Here is a 14,625-nt window from a genome sequence, read left to right as displayed (position 1 = left end):
CCCAGGAGCCGCACGCCGGCCGCTAGCCTCCGGGCATGACGGTCCACAGGTACGCCGGTCCGGTCCTGCCCGACGGCGAGGTGCGCGAGCTCTACGTCGTCGACGGCACGGTCACCTACGAGCGCCAGCCCGGGGCCGAGACGGTCGCCGAGGGGTGGATCGTGCCGGGGCTGGTCGACGCGCACTGCCACCTCGGGCTCGACGACGGCGGCGCGGTCAGCGAGGCGGAGACCGAGCGGCAGGCGGTCGAGGACCGCGACGGCGGCGCCCTGCTCATCCGCGACTGCGGCTCGGCGGCCGACACCTCCTGGATCCACGAGCGTGAGGACCTACCGCGCCTGATCCGGGCCGGGCGCCACCTCGCGCGCACCAAGCGCTACATCCGCAACTACGCCCACGAGGTCGAGCCCGAGGAGCTGGCGGCGTACGCCGCGCAGGAGGCGCAGCGCGGCGACGGCTGGGTCAAGCTCGTCGGCGACTGGATCAGCCGCGAGGGCGGCGACCTGCTCCCGTCCTTCCCGCCCGAGGCCTTCGCCGCCGCGATCGACGCGGCCCACGCGCACGGCGCGAAGGTGACCGCGCACTGCTTCGGCACCGCGGTGCTCCCCGGGCTCATCGAGGCCGGCATCGACTGCCTCGAGCACGGCACCGGCCTGCGGCCCGAGCTCGTCGAGCAGATGGTGGCCCGCGGCACGGCGCTGGTGCCGACGGTGATGCAGCTGGAGAAGTTCCCGGAGTACGCCGAGGCCGGCCGCAAGCGCTTCCCGGCCTACGCCGAGACCATGACCGACCTCCACGCCCGACGCCGCGACACCCTGATGCAGGCGCACGAGGCGGGCGTGGCGATGTACGCCGGGAGCGACGGCGGGGGCGTGAGCCGCCACGGCAACCTCTCCGGCGAGGTCGTGGCGATGCACGGCCTCGGCATGAGCGCCGAGGCGGCGCTGGGGGCGGCGAGCTGGCGCGCCCGGGAGTGGCTCGGCCTCGACGGCCACCTGCGCGAGGGCACCACGGCCGACTTCTGCGTCTACGACAGCGACCCGCTGGCCGACCTCACGGTGCTCCACCGTCCCGCGCGGGTGGTGCTGCGGGGTCGCGTCGTCGCGTGAGCCTGGAGGACCGGCTGCGCGCGGCCGGCTGCGTGTACGCCGAGGAGGAGGCCGCGCTGCTGCGCGACGAGGCGGCCGGGGAGCGGCTCGAGACGCTGGTCCGGCGTCGCGTGGCGGGGGAGCCGCTCGAGCAGGTGCTGGGCTGGGCCGAGCTCGCCGGGGTGCGGGTGCGGCTGCAGCCGGGCGTCTTCGTCCCGCGGCGGCGTACGGCGGCCCTGGTCGAGCTCGCCGACCCGCCGTCGGGCGGCCTGGTCGTCGACCTCTGCTGCGGCAGCGGCGCGGTCGGTGCCGCGCTGGCGGCGCGGCGTCCGGACCTCGAGGTGCACGCGGCCGACCTCGACCCCGTCGCCGTGACCTGCGCGCGCACGAACCTGCCGGCGGAGCGGGTGCACGAGGGGGACCTCTACGACGCCCTGCCGCGGCGGCTGCGCGGGCGGGTCGACCTGCTGGTGGTCAACGCGCCGTACGTGCCGACCGAGGAGGTGGCGCTGATGCCCGCCGAGGCCCGCGAGCACGAGCACCGGGTGGCGCTCGACGGTGGCGCCGACGGGCTCGACCTGCACCGCCGGGTGGCGGCCGGCGCCGCGGCGTGGCTGGCCCCGGGCGGGGTGCTGCTGCTCGAGACCAGCGAGCGTCAGGCCGAGGCGTCGTACGACGCGTGCGTGGCGGCGGGGCTGCGGCCGGAGGTGCTCACCAGGCCGGAGGTGGGGGCGACGGTGGTCCGGGCGGCGGCGTCCAGCCCGGCTGCTGCGGACCCGGACCCTGAGGCGGACCCGGCTGGCCCGGCTTGCGGGTGACCCACAGCACCGTGGTCGTGACCAGGACCGCGACCCCGGCCAGTCCCAGCACCATCGGCACCAGGATCGTGACCACCAGGCCGGCCGCGAAGCCGGCTCCCAGCGGTGCCCCCACGCGCACCAGCGACCCGGGCGGGCTGCCGACGCAGTCGACGGTCACCTCGGCGGAGGGGCTGGTGAAGGTGCCCACGCCTCGCCAGGTGCGACCCTCGGTGGTCACCGTGGTGGTGGCGCCGGTCGACGACAGCGTGAGCGGCGTGCCGGAGGCGTCGGAGAGCGCGCAGCCCGCCCCGAGCTGGTCCTCGGGCACGTAGAGCATCCGCTCGGTGCCGGCCTCGACCTCGACCTGCACCGGCGTGCGCGTCGCGTCGACGACGGCGTCGGTGGCGGTCGCGGAGCTGATCGTCTGCCACAGCCCGACCACGAAGACGGCCAGGGCGGCGACGAGCAGCAGCGCGCCCACGACCCACCACCGCTTCTTGGGCCGCGGCTTGGTCGGGCGGAGCTCCCACTGGCTCATCCCGGCATCGTGGCACGCGGATTCGGCTCCGTCGCGCCGCCGTGGCAGAATGGCGCGCTGAGTCGTGCGCCTCCGGACCCTCTCATCCGGTACGCACGCCCCCGGAGCCCTCGCCCCGTCCCACTCGGGTGCGCGGAGCCCCACCACATCACGAGCTTCCAAGGAGACACCACAGACGTGGCCGTCAAGATTCGCCTCAAGCGCATGGGCAAGATCCGTCAGCCGTACTACCGGGTCGTCGTCGTCGACTCCCGCAAGAAGCGGGACGGCCGCGTGATCGAGGAGATCGGCAAGTACCACCCCAAGGAGGACCCGTCGTACATCGACGTGGTCTCCGACCGCGCGCAGTACTGGCTCGGTGTGGGCGCCCAGCCGAGCGAGGCCGTCGAGGTCATCCTCAAGGTCACCGGCGACTGGCAGAAGTTCAAGGGCCTGCCGGGCACCGAGGGCACGCTGCGGACCCGCGAGGCCAAGCGCGACAAGACCGAGATCTTCAACGAGGCGCTCAAGGACTCCGGCACCACCGCCAAGTCCGAGGCCGTCACGGCCAAGAAGAAGGCCGAGAAGAAGGCCGCCGAGGAGCCCAAGGCCGACGAGCCCAAGGCAGACGAGCCGAAGGCCGAGGAGCCCCAGGCCGAGGCTGCCGCCGAGGGTGCGTCCGAGGTCGTCGAGACCCCGGCCGACGAGTCGCCGGTGACCACCGAGGCTGCCGCCGACGCCGACGTCGAGAGCGCCGAGAAGGCGTGACCGTGCTGGCCGACGCGCTCGAGCACCTCGTCCGCGGCATCGTCGAGCACCCTGACGACGTGCAGGTGCGCGACAAGCAGATGCGCCGCGGCTCCGTGCTCGAGGTGCGGGTGCACCCCAGCGACCTCGGCAAGGTGATCGGGCGAGGCGGCCGCACGGCGACCGCCTTCCGCACCGTGGTCGGCTCGCTGGCCGGCCCGGGCGGCGCCCGCATCGACTTCGTCGACGTCGACCGGAGGCGATGACGCACCGCGTCGCGCGGGTCGTGGTCGGCCGGATCGGCCGGGCCCACGGCGTCCGCGGCGACGTCGCGGTCCAGCCACGCACCGACGAGCCCCGACGGCGCTTCGCCGTCGGGGCCGTCGTGCGCGCGGGGGACCGCGTCCTCACCGTCGAGACCGCGCGCGAGCACCAGGGCCGGCTGCTGGTCGGCTTCGCCGAGGTGACCGACCGCACCGAGGCCGAGGCCCTCGGCGGCGCGCTGCTCGAGGCCGACGTCGATGCGGCCGAGCAGCCCGAGGACCCCGAGGAGTTCTACGACCACCAGCTGGTCGGGCTCCGGGTCGAGACCGCCGACGGCGTCCGGGTCGGCGAGGTCGTGCGGGTCGAGCACCCCGCCGGGCAGGACCTGCTCGTGATCGACCGCGACGGTGAGGAGCTGCTCTTCCCCTTCGTGGTGGCACTCGTGCCCGAGGTCGATGTGAGCGGCGGCCGGGTCGTGATCGACGACCGGCCGGGCCTGCTCGAGCTGGAGCCCTAGCCGTGCGCGTCGACGTCGTCTCGATCTTCCCCGACTACCTCGCCCCGCTCGGGCTCTCCCTGCTGGGCAAGGCGCAGCGCACCGGCCTGCTCGAGGTCGGCGTGCACGACCTCAGGTCGTGGACCCACGACCGTCACCGCACCGTCGACGACACCCCCACCGGCGGCGGCGCCGGCATGGTGATGAAGCCCGAGCCGTGGGGCGAGGCGCTCGACGCCCTCGCGCCCGACGGCGCGACCCTCGTCGTCCCGACCCCGGCGGGGGAGCCGCTGACGCAGGCGCTCGCTGCGGAGCTCGCCACCCGCGAGCACCTGGTCGTGGCGTGCGGACGCTACGAGGGCATCGACCAGCGCGTGGCCGACGACGCCGCCCGCCGCCTGGAGGTGCGCGAGGTCTCGATCGGCGACTACGTGCTCAACGGCGGTGAGGTGGCCGCGCTGGTGCTGCTCGAGGCCGTGGGCCGGCTGCTGCCGGGCTTCATGGGCAACGCCGAGTCGCTGACCGAGGAGTCGCACAACGCGGGGCTCCTCGAGGCGCCCGTCTACACCCGGCCGGCGAGCTGGCGGGGACTCGACGTCCCTCCGGTGCTGCTCTCCGGCGACCACGCCGCCATCGCGGCCTGGCGCCGGGAGCAGGCTGTGCGCCGTACGGCGGCGCGACGCCCCGACCTGCTGCACCCCGCCTCGGTGGTCGACGTCGGCGGTCTCGACGCCGTGCTGCGCGCGGCGCAGCCGGCCGACGCCGGTGAGGTCTACACGCTGCAGCGGGCCTGCTGGGTCGACGAGCAGGCGGCCAACCCGGGGGTCCACGTGCCGGCGATGCACGAGACCCTCGCCGACGTGCAGGCGTGGCTGGGGGAGTGGACGACGCTGGTGCTGCGCCACGAGGGCCGGCTCATCGGCGCGGCCCGGGGCCGGCTGCAGGACGACCGCACCTGGGACGTCGGCCGGCTCATGGCCGCCCCCGACCTGCAGGGTGCCGGCATCGGTCGCTTCCTGCTCGCCGCGATCGAGCAGGCGGCCCCGCCCGAGGTCACCGGCTTCGTGCTCTTCACCGGCGCCGGCTCCGCGCGCAACCAGCGGATGTACAAGCGCGCCGGCTACCGCCTGCGCCCCGACCTGCCCGCCCCCCACGGCGCCGTCGTGCTGACCAAGTCACGCCCCCGAGGCTGAGGGACGAAGCCTCGGAGCAGGGCGGGAGGTCGAGGAGGCCTGGCCGGACCCGACGGAGGAGGGGGCGGGCTGGCCGTCTCGAGACCCGCGTGGACGGGCGGAGAGTCGAAGCCTCGGAGCAGGGCGGGAGGTCGAGGAGGCATGGCCGGACCCGACGGAGGAGGGGGCGGGCCGGCCGTCTCGAGACCCGCGTCGTCGGGCGGAGGTCGAAGCCTCGGAGCAGGGCTTGAGTTCGGCGGCGGTCAGGGGTCGAGGAAGCCGGCGAAGGTGAGGGAGCGGAAGGTCGCGAGGCGCTCGGCCTGCTCCTCGAGCCGGGCGCGGGCGGGCAGGCGGGTCCACGGGTCGACCACCAGTCGCAGTCGGGAGCCGCTGGTGCGGGGACGCCAGGTGCCCACCACCTCGTGGCCCGAGAGCACCGCCCCCGGACGGCCCAGCACCGGCCAGAGCGCCTTGCGTCGGGCGGGGTCGGCCACCAGCAGGTCGCGGTCGCGTGCCTGCAGGAAGAGGTCGTAGGGACCCAGCAGGCGGACGACGCCCCGCGTGGCGTCGGGCTCGGGCGGGTCTTCCGCGCCGAACGCCCAGCGCCGCTGGCCCTCGACGGAGACCTCGCGGGCGTCGTCGGGCCAGCGGCGGCGCACCTCGGCGACCGGGCTGTCCAGGTACTCCGCCACATGCTGGTGGGTGGCCGGTCCGAGCAGGCGGAGCGTGGCCCGCACGGGGTCGAGCCCGGCGGGGACCCGGGCGGCCGGGCCACGCCACCGCGGGACCCGGCGCAGCACCGGTGGCGAGGTGCCGGGCTCCAGCTCGAGCCCGGCGTGCAGGGCCGCGAGGCGGAAGGGCTGCTCGTAGACGTGCTCGGCCCCGCAGGGGCGGCACCACCGCTGCCAGCTCGAGGGCAGCCGCTCGTGCAGGGCCGCGGAGACCTCGCCCTTGACCGTGGGCGCGCTGACGACGTCGCGCATCTCGTCGGCGATGCGGCCCAGCGCGTCGAGCACCGTCACGTCGGCCGCGGCGAAGCGGGCGGCGGCGTCGAAGACCCGCTTGGCGGCGTCGGCCTCCGACCACGGCCACGTCGCCGCGGCCACGGCCGCCGCCTGCGACCGGCGGTAGGCGTGGGGCGCGCCGCGCAGGGTCCAGGCCCAGAGCAGGTCGGTGGGATCGAGGTCGGCGCCGCGGACCGCCAGTGCCCAACGCGCTCCGTCCGGGCCGGTGTCCTGCGCCCCCAGGTCGAGCAGCGCCACCTGGGCCGGGTCGGTGGTGGTGCCGGGGTCGCGGTCGAGCTGCTGGGCGACCACCCGGTGGGCGAGCACCTGCGACCTGGTCCACGGTGGCGTCATGGGCCCGTCCTACCAGCCGGGGCGGACACCGGCGGTCCGCTGCTCGATTTCCGCCGGCACCGTGCGCTGTGGCAAAATCGCTCCTTGGCCCGTACGCCACGGTCTCCTGCCACAGGGGGCTGACCGCTTCGGCACCACCAGGGCCACCACGAGCAACCACCCCGATTCCGTGGCCGACCTGTGGCCGTCACGAGGAGACCGAGATGTCCAACGTCATCGACCAGCTCAACGCCGCCACCCTGCGCGACGACAACCCCGACTTCCGCGCCGGTGACACCGTCAAGGTGCACGTCAAGGTGGTCGAGGGCAACCGCTCGCGCGTCCAGGTCTTCCAGGGCGTCGTCATCAAGGTGCAGGGCTCCGGCGTGGGTCGCACCTTCACGGTCCGCAAGGTCTCCTTCGGCGTCGGCGTGGAGCGCACCTTCCCGCTGCACTCCCCGATCTTCGAGAAGGTCGAGGTCGTCACCCGCGGTGACGTGCGTCGCGCGAAGCTCTACTACCTGCGCAACCTGCGCGGCAAGGCCGCCAAGATCAAGGAGCGCCGCGAGGCCTGAGGTCCGCCCCGCACCGTGGTCGGGCGACGTAGGCTCGTGCCGTGACTGACGTCGACGAGGCCACCGACACCTCGGGAGGCCGGCGTCGCAGGCGCAAGGAGCAGCGCGCCGGCAAGAAGCCGATGCCGCTGTGGCTGGAGTCGGTGGTGCTGCTCGGCATCGCCCTGGCTCTGGCGGTGCTGATCAAGGCGCTGTTCCTGCAGGCCTTCTACATCCCGTCGCCCTCGATGGAGCCGCAGTTCGTCGAGGACGACCGGATCCTGGTGCAGAAGGTCTCCTACTGGGGCAGCGGGGAGCCGCAGCGCGGCGACATCATCGTCTTCAAGGATCCCGGCGGCTGGCTCGACCCCGTCGACACCGCCGGCGCGACCGGCCCCGTCTCCGGCGTGCTGGAGCGGATCGGGCTCTACCCCACGGGCGGTCACCTGGTGAAGCGCGTCATGGCCGTGGGCGGCGACCACATCGTGTGCTGCGACGACGACGGTCGCATCACCGTCAACGGCGACCCGCTCGACGAGAGCGCCTACCTGCCGCCCGGCACCGACCCCTCCGACGTCACCTTCGACAAGACCGTCCCCGACGGCTACCTGTGGATGATGGGCGACAACCGCGCCTTCTCCTTCGACTCCCGCGGCCACATGGGCGGTCCCGGCGGCGGCTTCGTCAAGGAGGACCTGGTCGTCGGCAAGGTCTTCGCCCTGGTCTGGCCGTGGGGCCGGGCCGAGCTGATCGACCGGCCGGAGGTGTTCGACGGCGTCCCCGATCCCCAGGGGGGCTCGCAGGAGGGCTCGGGATGAGCGAGCTGCCCCGGGGAGCGACCGTACGCCGCGACGCCGGCCTCTACGGCTACGAGCGGGCGCTGCGACGTGTCGGCCTGAGCCCCGTGGCCGGCGTCGACGAGGCCGGTCGCGGTGCCTGTGCGGGGCCACTCGTCGCCGCCGCGGTGGTGCTCCCCGAGGGGCGGGCCGGGCAGGTCCCGGGGTTGGCCGACTCCAAGCTGCTGACGGCGCGGGCGCGGGAGCGCTGCTACGAGCAGGTGCTGCGACGCGCGGCGGCGTGGTCGGTCGTCGTGGTGGAGCCGGGGGAGTGCGACCGGCTCGGGATGCACGTCGCCAACGTCGAGGCGCTGCGCCGCGCCCTGGCCCGGCTGGCCTCGCGGCCGGCGTACGTGCTCACCGACGGCTTCCCCGTCGACGGTCTCGAGGTGCCCGGGCTCGCGATCTGGAAGGGCGACCGGGTGGCCGGGTGCATCGCCGCCGCCTCGGTCATCGCCAAGGTCACCCGCGACCGACTGATGTGCGACCTGCACGAGGACTACCCGGTCTACGACTTCGCCACCCACAAGGGCTACATCACCGAGGAGCACACGGCGGCGCTGGCCGAGCACGGGCCGAGCCCGGTCCACCGGATGCGCTTCGTCAACGTGCGTCGCGCTGCCGGGATCGTGGACCCGCCGCCGCTGGCGCTGGAGCCGCAGCTCGAGCTGTTTGCCGGGCCTGAGAGCATCAGGCCCGACGCCATGACCGGTCCGGAGCTGCAGGAGGCATCACGATGAGCGCGGAGGATCTGGAGAGGTACGAGACCGAGATGGAGCTCGACCTCTACCGCGAGTACCGCGACGTGGTCGGCATCTTCAAGTACGTCGTCGAGACCGACCGCCGCTTCTACCTGGCCAACCAGGTCGACGTGAAGGCGCGCAGCGAGACCGGCGAGGTCTTCTTCGAGGTCACGCTCACCGACGCCTGGGTGTGGGACATGTACCGCCCCGCCCGCCGCCTGGCCAAGAACGTCAAGGTGCTGACCTTCAAGGACGTCAACGTCGAGGAGCTCGCCCACGGCGAGATCGAGCCGCCGAAGGACTGAGCGCTACTCGATCAGCCGCACCGGGTCGCCCTCGACGCGGGCCGACCACGTGGTGGTGTCGGTGACGCCGCCCGGGAACGACACGGTGAGGCGGAACCAGCAGCCGCCACGCTGGGTCGACTCGCAGGTGTAGGTCGCCGGGATGGGCACGCGCACGGTCTGGGTCTTGCCGTTGAAGCCCGAGCTGGAGCTGACGTTGGTGAGCTGGCAGTCGGGAACCGAGGTGCGCACGCCACTGCCGGTGCAGCCGACCAGGGTGTCGGGCAGGTTGGAGTCCAGCGGCTTGAGCACCTTGATCGTGCCCGCGCCGCTGGCGTCGCCGACGTCGAAGAAGGTGACGATGAGGGTCTTGCTCGCCGCCGCGGGGATCACGCGCACCAGGTTGAAGATCGTGTTCGCCTGCGGGTAGTTGGCGTAGACGCCCATCTCCTCCCAGCCCGAGATGCTGACCGACGCCTTGGCCGGGCCGACGGCCCGGAAGGCGAAGCGGTTGTTGCCCGACCCGCCCACCGCGGTGTCGTCCCCCATCTGGGTGAAGACGCGCTGGTTGCCGCCGTAGATGCCGCCGATCGAGTCGGTCAGCGCTGCTCCGGTCAGCGACACGTTGGTGCGTACCTGGATGTAGTGGTCGCCGGCCTTGGTCGGCGTGAAGGTGCACAGGTCGACCCACTGCCGGAAGACCCGGGCGACCTCGTGGTTGTAGCTGCCGTTGGTGCTGCCGTCGTTGCGCTTGTCCCGCAGGGTCTTGCTCGTCGCCGTGCTGGCGCCGTAGGACTTGAACTGGCGCACGCAGTCGGTCATGGCCGGGCCGTTGACGGGCTGGTAGGTGTCGGTGGGGCCGCGCACGGCGAAGGAGGTGATGACGCCGCTGCCCACGTCGCCGGTGCAGTAGTTGCCGGCCGCGCCCCCGGCGTAGCGGGTGAGGCCGTCATGGGTGTAGGGGTTCATGACGTCCTCGAGCCTGGTCGTGGTGGCCTCGACCTCCTTCGGCGCGTTCTCGCAGTTGTCTCCGACCGCGACGTGCGCGGGGTCGAAGACCTGCAGCCGCACCGGCTGGCCGACCGCGGCCGGCTCCACCCGCACTACGTAGAAGTAGCCGGTCGGGTCGAACTCCGCGTTGACGGTGCCGTTGCACCCGGAGGTGCCCGCGGCACAGCTGCGCGTCATGACGGCGTCGCCGTTGGCCTTGGGGGTGCCGGGTCCCGCGATGGCGGCCCAGAAGTCGGGCTTGGTGCTGCAGGTGGCGCCACCGGGAGGCGCTGCCACGGTCTGCTGGCCGGGGGCGTTGGCCTCGGCGTACCCCGGGGGCGGCTCGTTGCCGAAGCTGTTGCAGGGGCTGCCCATGGGGGCGGGGCCGTTGTAGTCCGCCATCGCGCTGCGCTTGACGGTGGCGAAGTCCATGCCGAAGGCGGCGGCGAAGCTGTTCCTGATCGTGCTGGTGACCGTGACCTTGAGCTGCGTCGGCTTGGCGCCGAGGGTGACCGCGACGTCGACCGGGTCGGTGTCGGGGTAGCCGTTCTTGCCCGAGACCGCCCGCGCGGTGGTCGCCGCCGCGTTGAAGTCGTCGGGCAGGTAGGTGACTGCTGCGAGGGCGGCGGCGTCCGCGGCGTTCTGGACCCGCTGGATCTCCAGGTACATCCGCGCCACGTCGATGGCGATGGCGCAGCAGGGCAGCATCACGAAGGCCACGAAGACCGCGGTGAGCACGGCGGCGTACCCCCGCTCGCCGTGCGGGTCTCGCCGCGGGCGCCCGGTGCTCACGCGTGCTTCCCCTTGCCGCACGAGTCGTTGGGCAGGGGCTCGAACTGCATCACGTTGCGCTGGTTGAAGGAGTAGGTCTGCCCGAAGAAGCCGGTGAACCACGAGTGCTTCGCGCGTATGGCCACGCCCACGGCAGTGCGGTTGGGGTCGTTGACGCAGGCGTTGACCTCGGCCGTGGTGTTCCAGGCGCCAGACTGGTACTCCAGGTGGCCGCTGCTCTTCATCGTGTAGACGACGCAGTTGAGCGTGCACTTGGTGACGTCGAAGCCGCCGGTCTGGCCGGTGGGCATGCCGTTGGTGTCGGCGTCGTAGACCATCACCCACTCGATCGCCTGGCTCGGCAGGGCGGTGCCGCTGCGCTCGATGGCGTCGACGGTGACCTCGGCCAGCCGGGGCGTGGCGGTGTTGCTGCAGGCGGACCCGCACGGGCCCGCGGCGGCCGAGACGCTCGCGCTGCGGGCGCCGGCGGCGACGGCGCTGTTGGCGGCGGTGACGCCACGCATCAGGAAGGACATCTCCAGGATGCCGATGACGACGAGGAAGAGCGGGAGCATGACCAGGGCCGCCTCGACGGCGACGGCGCCGTCCTCGCCTCGAGGGCGTGGTCGCAGCAGCATGGTGGTGGTCCTCGGGGGCACGGTCGGGCGGGCACGCAGGGTGAGTGGCACGAGTGTCCTCGCAAATCGGGCATTTCGTCCGGCGAAGCGAGCGAACTGGTGCCGCTGGGCCACAACTGGTCTAGGAATGGCCGCTGACGACCGGGAGGCGTCCACAGCCCACCGCGCGAGGCCCGTCGTCCACAGCCTCGCCGAGCACCCGGCGTACCGCCGCTGCCGCTGGTGGGATCGCGTCATGACGGCATCACGCAACCAGGGGCTCGGCGCCTACGGCGAGCGCGTCGCGGCGCGCCACCTGACCGAAGCGGGCATGACCGTGGTCGACCGCAACTGGCGCTGCGACCTCGGCGAGCTCGACCTCGTGCTGCGCGAGGGCGACCTGCTGGTCTGCTGCGAGGTGAAGACGCGCAGCGGCGAGGTCGGCGGCCACCCGCTGGAGGCGGTGGCGCAGCCGAAGGCCGACCGGCTGCGGCTGCTGGCGCTGCGCTGGGCCGAGGCGCACGGTCTGCCCGACGCCGAGGTGCGCATCGACGTCGTCGGCGTGCTGGCCACCGGCCGCGGCGCGGCGACCGTCGAGCACGTGCGGGGCGTCGCCTGATGGCGGTGGCCACCACCCACGCGGTGGCCCTGGTCGGCTCGACGGGCCACGTGGTCGACGTGCAGGTCGACCTCTCCAACGGCGTCATCGTCACCGCTCTGGTGGGCCGTCCCGACGTCTCCATCAACGAGGCCAAGGACCGGTGCCGAGCCGCGATCGGCAACACCGTCTTCGAGGCCGAGCGTCGCCGCTGGCCGTCGACCAAGCGCGTCACCATCCTGCTCTCGCCCGCCGACCTGCCCAAGCGCGGACCCCACTTCGACCTCGCCATCGCGGTCGCCGTGCTGGCGGCCGCCGACCCCGACATCCCGTCGGCGGCGATGCGGGGAGCGGCGATGATCGGCGAGCTCACCCTCGACGGGCGGCTGCGCTGCGTGCCGGGGGTGCTGCCGATGGCCATGGCGGCGGCCGCACAGGGCCTGCACACCGTCTACGTGCCGGAGCCGCAGGTCGACGAGGCCGCGATGGTGAGCGGGCTCCAGGTCTTCGGCGTCCGCTCGCTCGGCCAGGTGGTCGCGCTCCTGGCGGGTGAGGAGGTGCCCGAGGCGCCTCCGGTGGAGCCGATGAGCGGCGCACCGCTGCTGTCGTGGCGCGGCGAGGAGCGGCTCGACGACCTCGACCTGCGCGACGTGCTCGGCATCCCCGACGTGCGCTACGCGGTCGAGGTCGCGGCGGCCGGCGGCCACCACCTGCTGCTCACCGGGCCCAAGGGCTCGGGCAAGACCACGATCGCCGAGCGCATCCCCGGGCTGCTGCCCGACCTCTCCGACGAGGAGTCGCTCGAGCTCACCGCGGTGCACTCGCTCTGCGGCGCCCTGCCGCCCGGGGCCACGCGGATCACGCGCCCGCCCTTCCGCTCCCCGCACCACTCGGCGTCGCGCAGCGGCGTGCTCGGCGGCGGCACCGGGCGGGTGCGTCCGGGTGAGGTCAGCAAGGCCCACCTCGGGGTGCTCTTCATGGACGAGTTCCCGCTCTTCCCCAGCGACGTCATCGAGGCGCTGCGGGAGCCGCTGGAGGCGGGCGAGATCTCGATCTCGCGGGGCGAGGACGACGCGGTCTACCCCGCCCGCGCCATGTTCGTCTTCGCCTGCAACCCGTGCCGCTGCGGGGAGTACCACCCGGCCGACCCCAGCCACCAGTGCACCTGCGGCGAGCGGCGGCGCCGGGAGTACCGCTCGAAGATCTCCGGCCCGATCGCCGATCGCGTCGACATCACGCGATTCGTCGAGCCGCGCACCGGTGGCAGGCCGCTTCCCTTCGAGGTGCCCGAGAGCAGCGCGGTGGTCCGTGCCCGGGTCACCGCCGCCCGGGCCCGGCAGGCCGCGCGCTACGCGGACGCCCCGTGGCGGCTCAACGCGCAGGCTCCCGGTCCGTGGCTGCGCGAGCGCCTGCCGCTGGAGGCCGCGGCGCACGCCCGGCTCGAGGAGGAGGTGCTGCGCGGCAAGCTGACCCGTCGCGGCTCGGTGCGGGTGCACCGGGTCGCCTGGAGCGTGGCCGACCTGCGAGGACTCGACCGGCCCGGGCCCGACGAGCTCGACGTCGCCCTGCGGCTCCGACTGCAGCAGCCCCTGCTCGACCGCCAGCTGCCCCACCGCCAGGGCGGCCCGGCCGAGGAGAGCGCATGAGCGCCGCGCCGCGGGGCGGCGTCGCGGACGACGCCGAGCGGCTGGCCCGGGTGGCGCTCTCGGTCGCCGGCGAGCCCGGGCACCCGCGCCTGGCCGGCCTCGTCGCCGACCTGGGCGCGGTGGCCACGCTCGAGGGCCTCCACGAGCAGGGCCGGGCCGGGGAGGCCGGCGGCGACCTCGCCGCGCGCCTGGAGCGCGCCGACCCGGAGCGCGAGCTCGACCGGGCTGCCCGGCTGGGCCTGCGCTTCGTGGTGCCGGGAGACGCGGAGTGGCCCGCGCAGCTGGGCGACCTGGCCCACGCGCCCCACCTCAACGACCGGGGTGACGTGCCGCTGGGCCTGTGGTGCCGCGGGCCGCTGCGGCTCGACGCAGCCTGCGCGAGCGCCGTGGCGGTGGTGGGGTCGCGCAGCGCCACCACCTACGGCACCGAGGTCGCCGACGGCCTCGGCCGGGTGCTGGCGCAGGCGGGCTGGACGACGGTCTCCGGCGCGGCCTTCGGCATCGACCAGGCCGCCCACCGGGGCGCCCTGCGCGCGGGCGGTCCGAGCGTCGCCGTGCTGGCCTGCGGGGCCGACCGCGCCTACCCGACGGCGCACCGCGACCTGATCGACCACCTGGCCGAGGTCGGCCTGGTGGTCTCCGAGAGCCCGCCCGGTGCCGCACCGATGCGGATCCGCTTCCTCGCCCGCAACCGTCTCATCGCGGCGCTCGCGGGCGGCACGGTCGTGGTCGAGGCCGCGGTCCGCAGCGGGGCGCTCAACACCGGCAACTGGGCGGGCAGCCTGGGCCGGGTGCTGATGGGCGTGCCCGGGCCGGTCACCAGCGCGCAGTCGGTGGGGGTGCATCAGATGATCCGCGCCCGCGACGCCCTGCTCGTCACCAGGGGCGAGGAGGTGCTCGAGGCCGTCGCCCCCGTCGGCTCCCACCAGGCGGAGGAGCTGCGGGCCGACGACGGGCCGCGCGACCGGCTGAGCCTGCTGCAGCGGCAGGTGCTCGACGCCGTGCCGGTCGTGCGGGGAGCGGCGGCGACCTCGATCGCCGCCGTGGCCGGGATCGCCCCGACGCGCACGGCCCAGGCGCTCGAGGTGCTCCTGGAGGCGGGGCTGGTGGAGCACGGCGACGGGCGGTGGCGCGTGCTCGACCGGGCCGCGCCGGGGTGAGGGTG

At 74.2% G+C, this 14,625-nt stretch carries 17 protein-coding genes; 13 read left to right on the top strand and 4 right to left on the bottom strand.

The features are described 5' to 3' along the window. The first annotated feature begins 35 nt into the window (after positions 1-35). Together IG63_RS0100590 and IG63_RS0100585 are read left to right on the top strand one after the other, a co-directional pair. The gene (locus tag IG63_RS0100590) at positions 36-1,109 is read left to right on the top strand and encodes an amidohydrolase family protein (RefSeq protein ID WP_030482438.1); all 1,074 of its coding nucleotides are present in this window, start codon (positions 36-38) and stop codon (positions 1,107-1,109) included. After that, entirely contained in the window at positions 1,106-1,906 is an 801-nt protein-coding gene (locus IG63_RS0100585; RefSeq protein ID WP_051705996.1) for a putative protein N(5)-glutamine methyltransferase, read from the top strand. The genes IG63_RS0100590 and IG63_RS0100585 overlap by 4 nt, the downstream gene beginning before the upstream one ends. Here IG63_RS0100585 and IG63_RS0100580 read toward each other — a convergent pair. Then, the gene (locus IG63_RS0100580) at positions 1,800-2,426 is read right to left on the bottom strand and encodes a hypothetical protein (protein WP_030482436.1); all 627 of its coding nucleotides are present in this window, start codon (positions 2,424-2,426) and stop codon (positions 1,800-1,802) included. The genes IG63_RS0100585 and IG63_RS0100580 overlap by 107 nt on opposite strands. Positions 2,427-2,603: 177 nt before the next feature. Between IG63_RS0100580 and rpsP the strand changes: the two genes are divergently transcribed. The 4 genes from rpsP to trmD are packed head-to-tail and all read left to right on the top strand — an operon-like array spanning position 2,604 to position 5,105. Next, the gene (gene rpsP / locus IG63_RS0100575) at positions 2,604-3,173 is read left to right on the top strand and encodes a 30S ribosomal protein S16 (RefSeq protein WP_030482435.1); all 570 of its coding nucleotides are present in this window, start codon (positions 2,604-2,606) and stop codon (positions 3,171-3,173) included. 2 nt (positions 3,174-3,175) lie between these two features. After that, on the top strand, positions 3,176-3,418 hold the full coding sequence (locus IG63_RS0100570; protein ID WP_030482434.1) for an RNA-binding protein: 243 nt from the start codon (positions 3,176-3,178) through the stop codon (positions 3,416-3,418). After that, the gene (gene rimM / locus IG63_RS0100565) at positions 3,415-3,933 is read left to right on the top strand and encodes a ribosome maturation factor RimM (RefSeq protein WP_030482433.1); all 519 of its coding nucleotides are present in this window, start codon (positions 3,415-3,417) and stop codon (positions 3,931-3,933) included. Before IG63_RS0100570 ends, rimM begins: the two co-directional genes overlap by 4 nt. Before the next feature lie 2 nt (positions 3,934-3,935). Then, complete coding sequence (gene trmD, locus IG63_RS0100560) at positions 3,936-5,105, top strand: tRNA (guanosine(37)-N1)-methyltransferase TrmD (RefSeq protein ID WP_030482432.1); 1,170 nt, start codon at positions 3,936-3,938, stop codon at positions 5,103-5,105. A gap of 242 nt (positions 5,106-5,347) precedes the next feature. Here trmD and IG63_RS0100555 read toward each other — a convergent pair whose 3' ends face one another. Then, positions 5,348-6,442: a DNA glycosylase AlkZ-like family protein gene (locus tag IG63_RS0100555; RefSeq protein ID WP_030482431.1), complete on the bottom strand. Its 1,095-nt coding sequence runs from the start codon at positions 6,440-6,442 to the stop codon at positions 5,348-5,350. 203 nt (positions 6,443-6,645) lie between these two features. Between IG63_RS0100555 and rplS the strand changes: the two genes are divergently transcribed. Genes rplS through IG63_RS0100535 form a run of 4 tightly spaced genes read left to right on the top strand, consistent with a single transcriptional unit; the run spans position 6,646 to position 8,859 of the window. Next, positions 6,646-6,996, top strand: a complete 351-nt coding sequence (rplS, locus tag IG63_RS0100550; RefSeq protein ID WP_030482430.1) for a 50S ribosomal protein L19 — start codon at positions 6,646-6,648, stop codon at positions 6,994-6,996. A 41-nt stretch (positions 6,997-7,037) separates the two neighbouring features. Then, positions 7,038-7,793 (top strand): signal peptidase I, encoded by a 756-nt coding sequence (lepB, locus tag IG63_RS0100545; protein ID WP_245604212.1) that lies wholly within the window; start codon positions 7,038-7,040, stop codon positions 7,791-7,793. After that, positions 7,790-8,551, top strand: coding sequence for a ribonuclease HII (locus IG63_RS0100540; protein WP_084596438.1), 762 nt, complete (start codon positions 7,790-7,792; stop codon positions 8,549-8,551). Before lepB ends, IG63_RS0100540 begins: the two co-directional genes overlap by 4 nt. Continuing rightward, positions 8,548-8,859 (top strand): DUF2469 domain-containing protein, encoded by a 312-nt coding sequence (locus IG63_RS0100535; protein ID WP_030482427.1) that lies wholly within the window; start codon positions 8,548-8,550, stop codon positions 8,857-8,859. Before IG63_RS0100540 ends, IG63_RS0100535 begins: the two co-directional genes overlap by 4 nt. A 3-nt stretch (positions 8,860-8,862) precedes the next feature. Here the strand turns inward: IG63_RS0100535 and IG63_RS0100530 are convergent, their stop codons facing one another. Both IG63_RS0100530 and IG63_RS0100525 read right to left on the bottom strand, forming a co-directional pair. Continuing rightward, a complete protein-coding gene (locus IG63_RS0100530) occupies positions 8,863-10,620 on the bottom strand; it encodes a pilus assembly protein TadG-related protein (RefSeq protein WP_030482426.1) in 1,758 nt (585 codons plus the stop codon). Further along, positions 10,617-11,237: a TadE/TadG family type IV pilus assembly protein gene (locus tag IG63_RS0100525; protein ID WP_169741738.1), complete on the bottom strand. Its 621-nt coding sequence runs from the start codon at positions 11,235-11,237 to the stop codon at positions 10,617-10,619. Before IG63_RS0100525 ends, IG63_RS0100530 begins: the two co-directional genes overlap by 4 nt. A 235-nt stretch (positions 11,238-11,472) precedes the next feature. Between IG63_RS0100525 and IG63_RS0100520 the strand changes: the two genes are divergently transcribed. From IG63_RS0100520 to IG63_RS0100510, 3 genes are read left to right on the top strand one after another with little or no spacing between them, the layout of a single operon-like run. Further along, positions 11,473-11,835: a YraN family protein gene (locus tag IG63_RS0100520; protein ID WP_030482424.1), complete on the top strand. Its 363-nt coding sequence runs from the start codon at positions 11,473-11,475 to the stop codon at positions 11,833-11,835. Beyond that, on the top strand, positions 11,835-13,460 hold the full coding sequence (locus IG63_RS0100515) for a YifB family Mg chelatase-like AAA ATPase (protein WP_030482423.1): 1,626 nt from the start codon (positions 11,835-11,837) through the stop codon (positions 13,458-13,460). Before IG63_RS0100520 ends, IG63_RS0100515 begins: the two co-directional genes overlap by 1 nt. Continuing rightward, complete coding sequence (locus IG63_RS0100510; RefSeq protein ID WP_030482422.1) at positions 13,457-14,620, top strand: DNA-processing protein DprA; 1,164 nt, start codon at positions 13,457-13,459, stop codon at positions 14,618-14,620. The genes IG63_RS0100515 and IG63_RS0100510 overlap by 4 nt, the downstream gene beginning before the upstream one ends. Positions 14,621-14,625: the final 5 nt, after the last annotated feature.

Source organism: Nocardioides aequoreus (assembly GCF_000720335.1).
Taxonomy (GTDB): domain Bacteria; phylum Actinomycetota; class Actinomycetes; order Propionibacteriales; family Nocardioidaceae; genus Marmoricola; species Marmoricola aequoreus.
The sequence above is the reverse complement of the archived record's forward strand: the minus strand, read 5'-3'. Positions and strand labels throughout refer to the sequence as shown.

Coding starts and splice junctions, on each gene's coding strand:
- IG63_RS0100510 (WP_030482422.1), top strand. CDS start 13,457: ATGAGCGCCGCGCCGCGGGGCGGCGTCGCGGACGACGCCGAGCGGCTG.
- IG63_RS0100535 (WP_030482427.1), top strand. CDS start 8,548: ATGAGCGCGGAGGATCTGGAGAGGTACGAGACCGAGATGGAGCTCGAC.
- IG63_RS0100590 (WP_030482438.1), top strand. CDS start 36: ATGACGGTCCACAGGTACGCCGGTCCGGTCCTGCCCGACGGCGAGGTG.
- IG63_RS0100525 (WP_169741738.1), bottom strand. CDS start 11,237: ATGCTGCTGCGACCACGCCCTCGAGGCGAGGACGGCGCCGTCGCCGTC.
- IG63_RS0100520 (WP_030482424.1), top strand. CDS start 11,473: ATGACGGCATCACGCAACCAGGGGCTCGGCGCCTACGGCGAGCGCGTC.
- IG63_RS0100580 (WP_030482436.1), bottom strand. CDS start 2,426: ATGAGCCAGTGGGAGCTCCGCCCGACCAAGCCGCGGCCCAAGAAGCGG.
- rimM (WP_030482433.1), top strand. CDS start 3,415: ATGACGCACCGCGTCGCGCGGGTCGTGGTCGGCCGGATCGGCCGGGCC.
- IG63_RS0100540 (WP_084596438.1), top strand. CDS start 7,790: ATGAGCGAGCTGCCCCGGGGAGCGACCGTACGCCGCGACGCCGGCCTC.
- rplS (WP_030482430.1), top strand. CDS start 6,646: ATGTCCAACGTCATCGACCAGCTCAACGCCGCCACCCTGCGCGACGAC.
- IG63_RS0100555 (WP_030482431.1), bottom strand. CDS start 6,442: ATGACGCCACCGTGGACCAGGTCGCAGGTGCTCGCCCACCGGGTGGTC.
- IG63_RS0100515 (WP_030482423.1), top strand. CDS start 11,835: ATGGCGGTGGCCACCACCCACGCGGTGGCCCTGGTCGGCTCGACGGGC.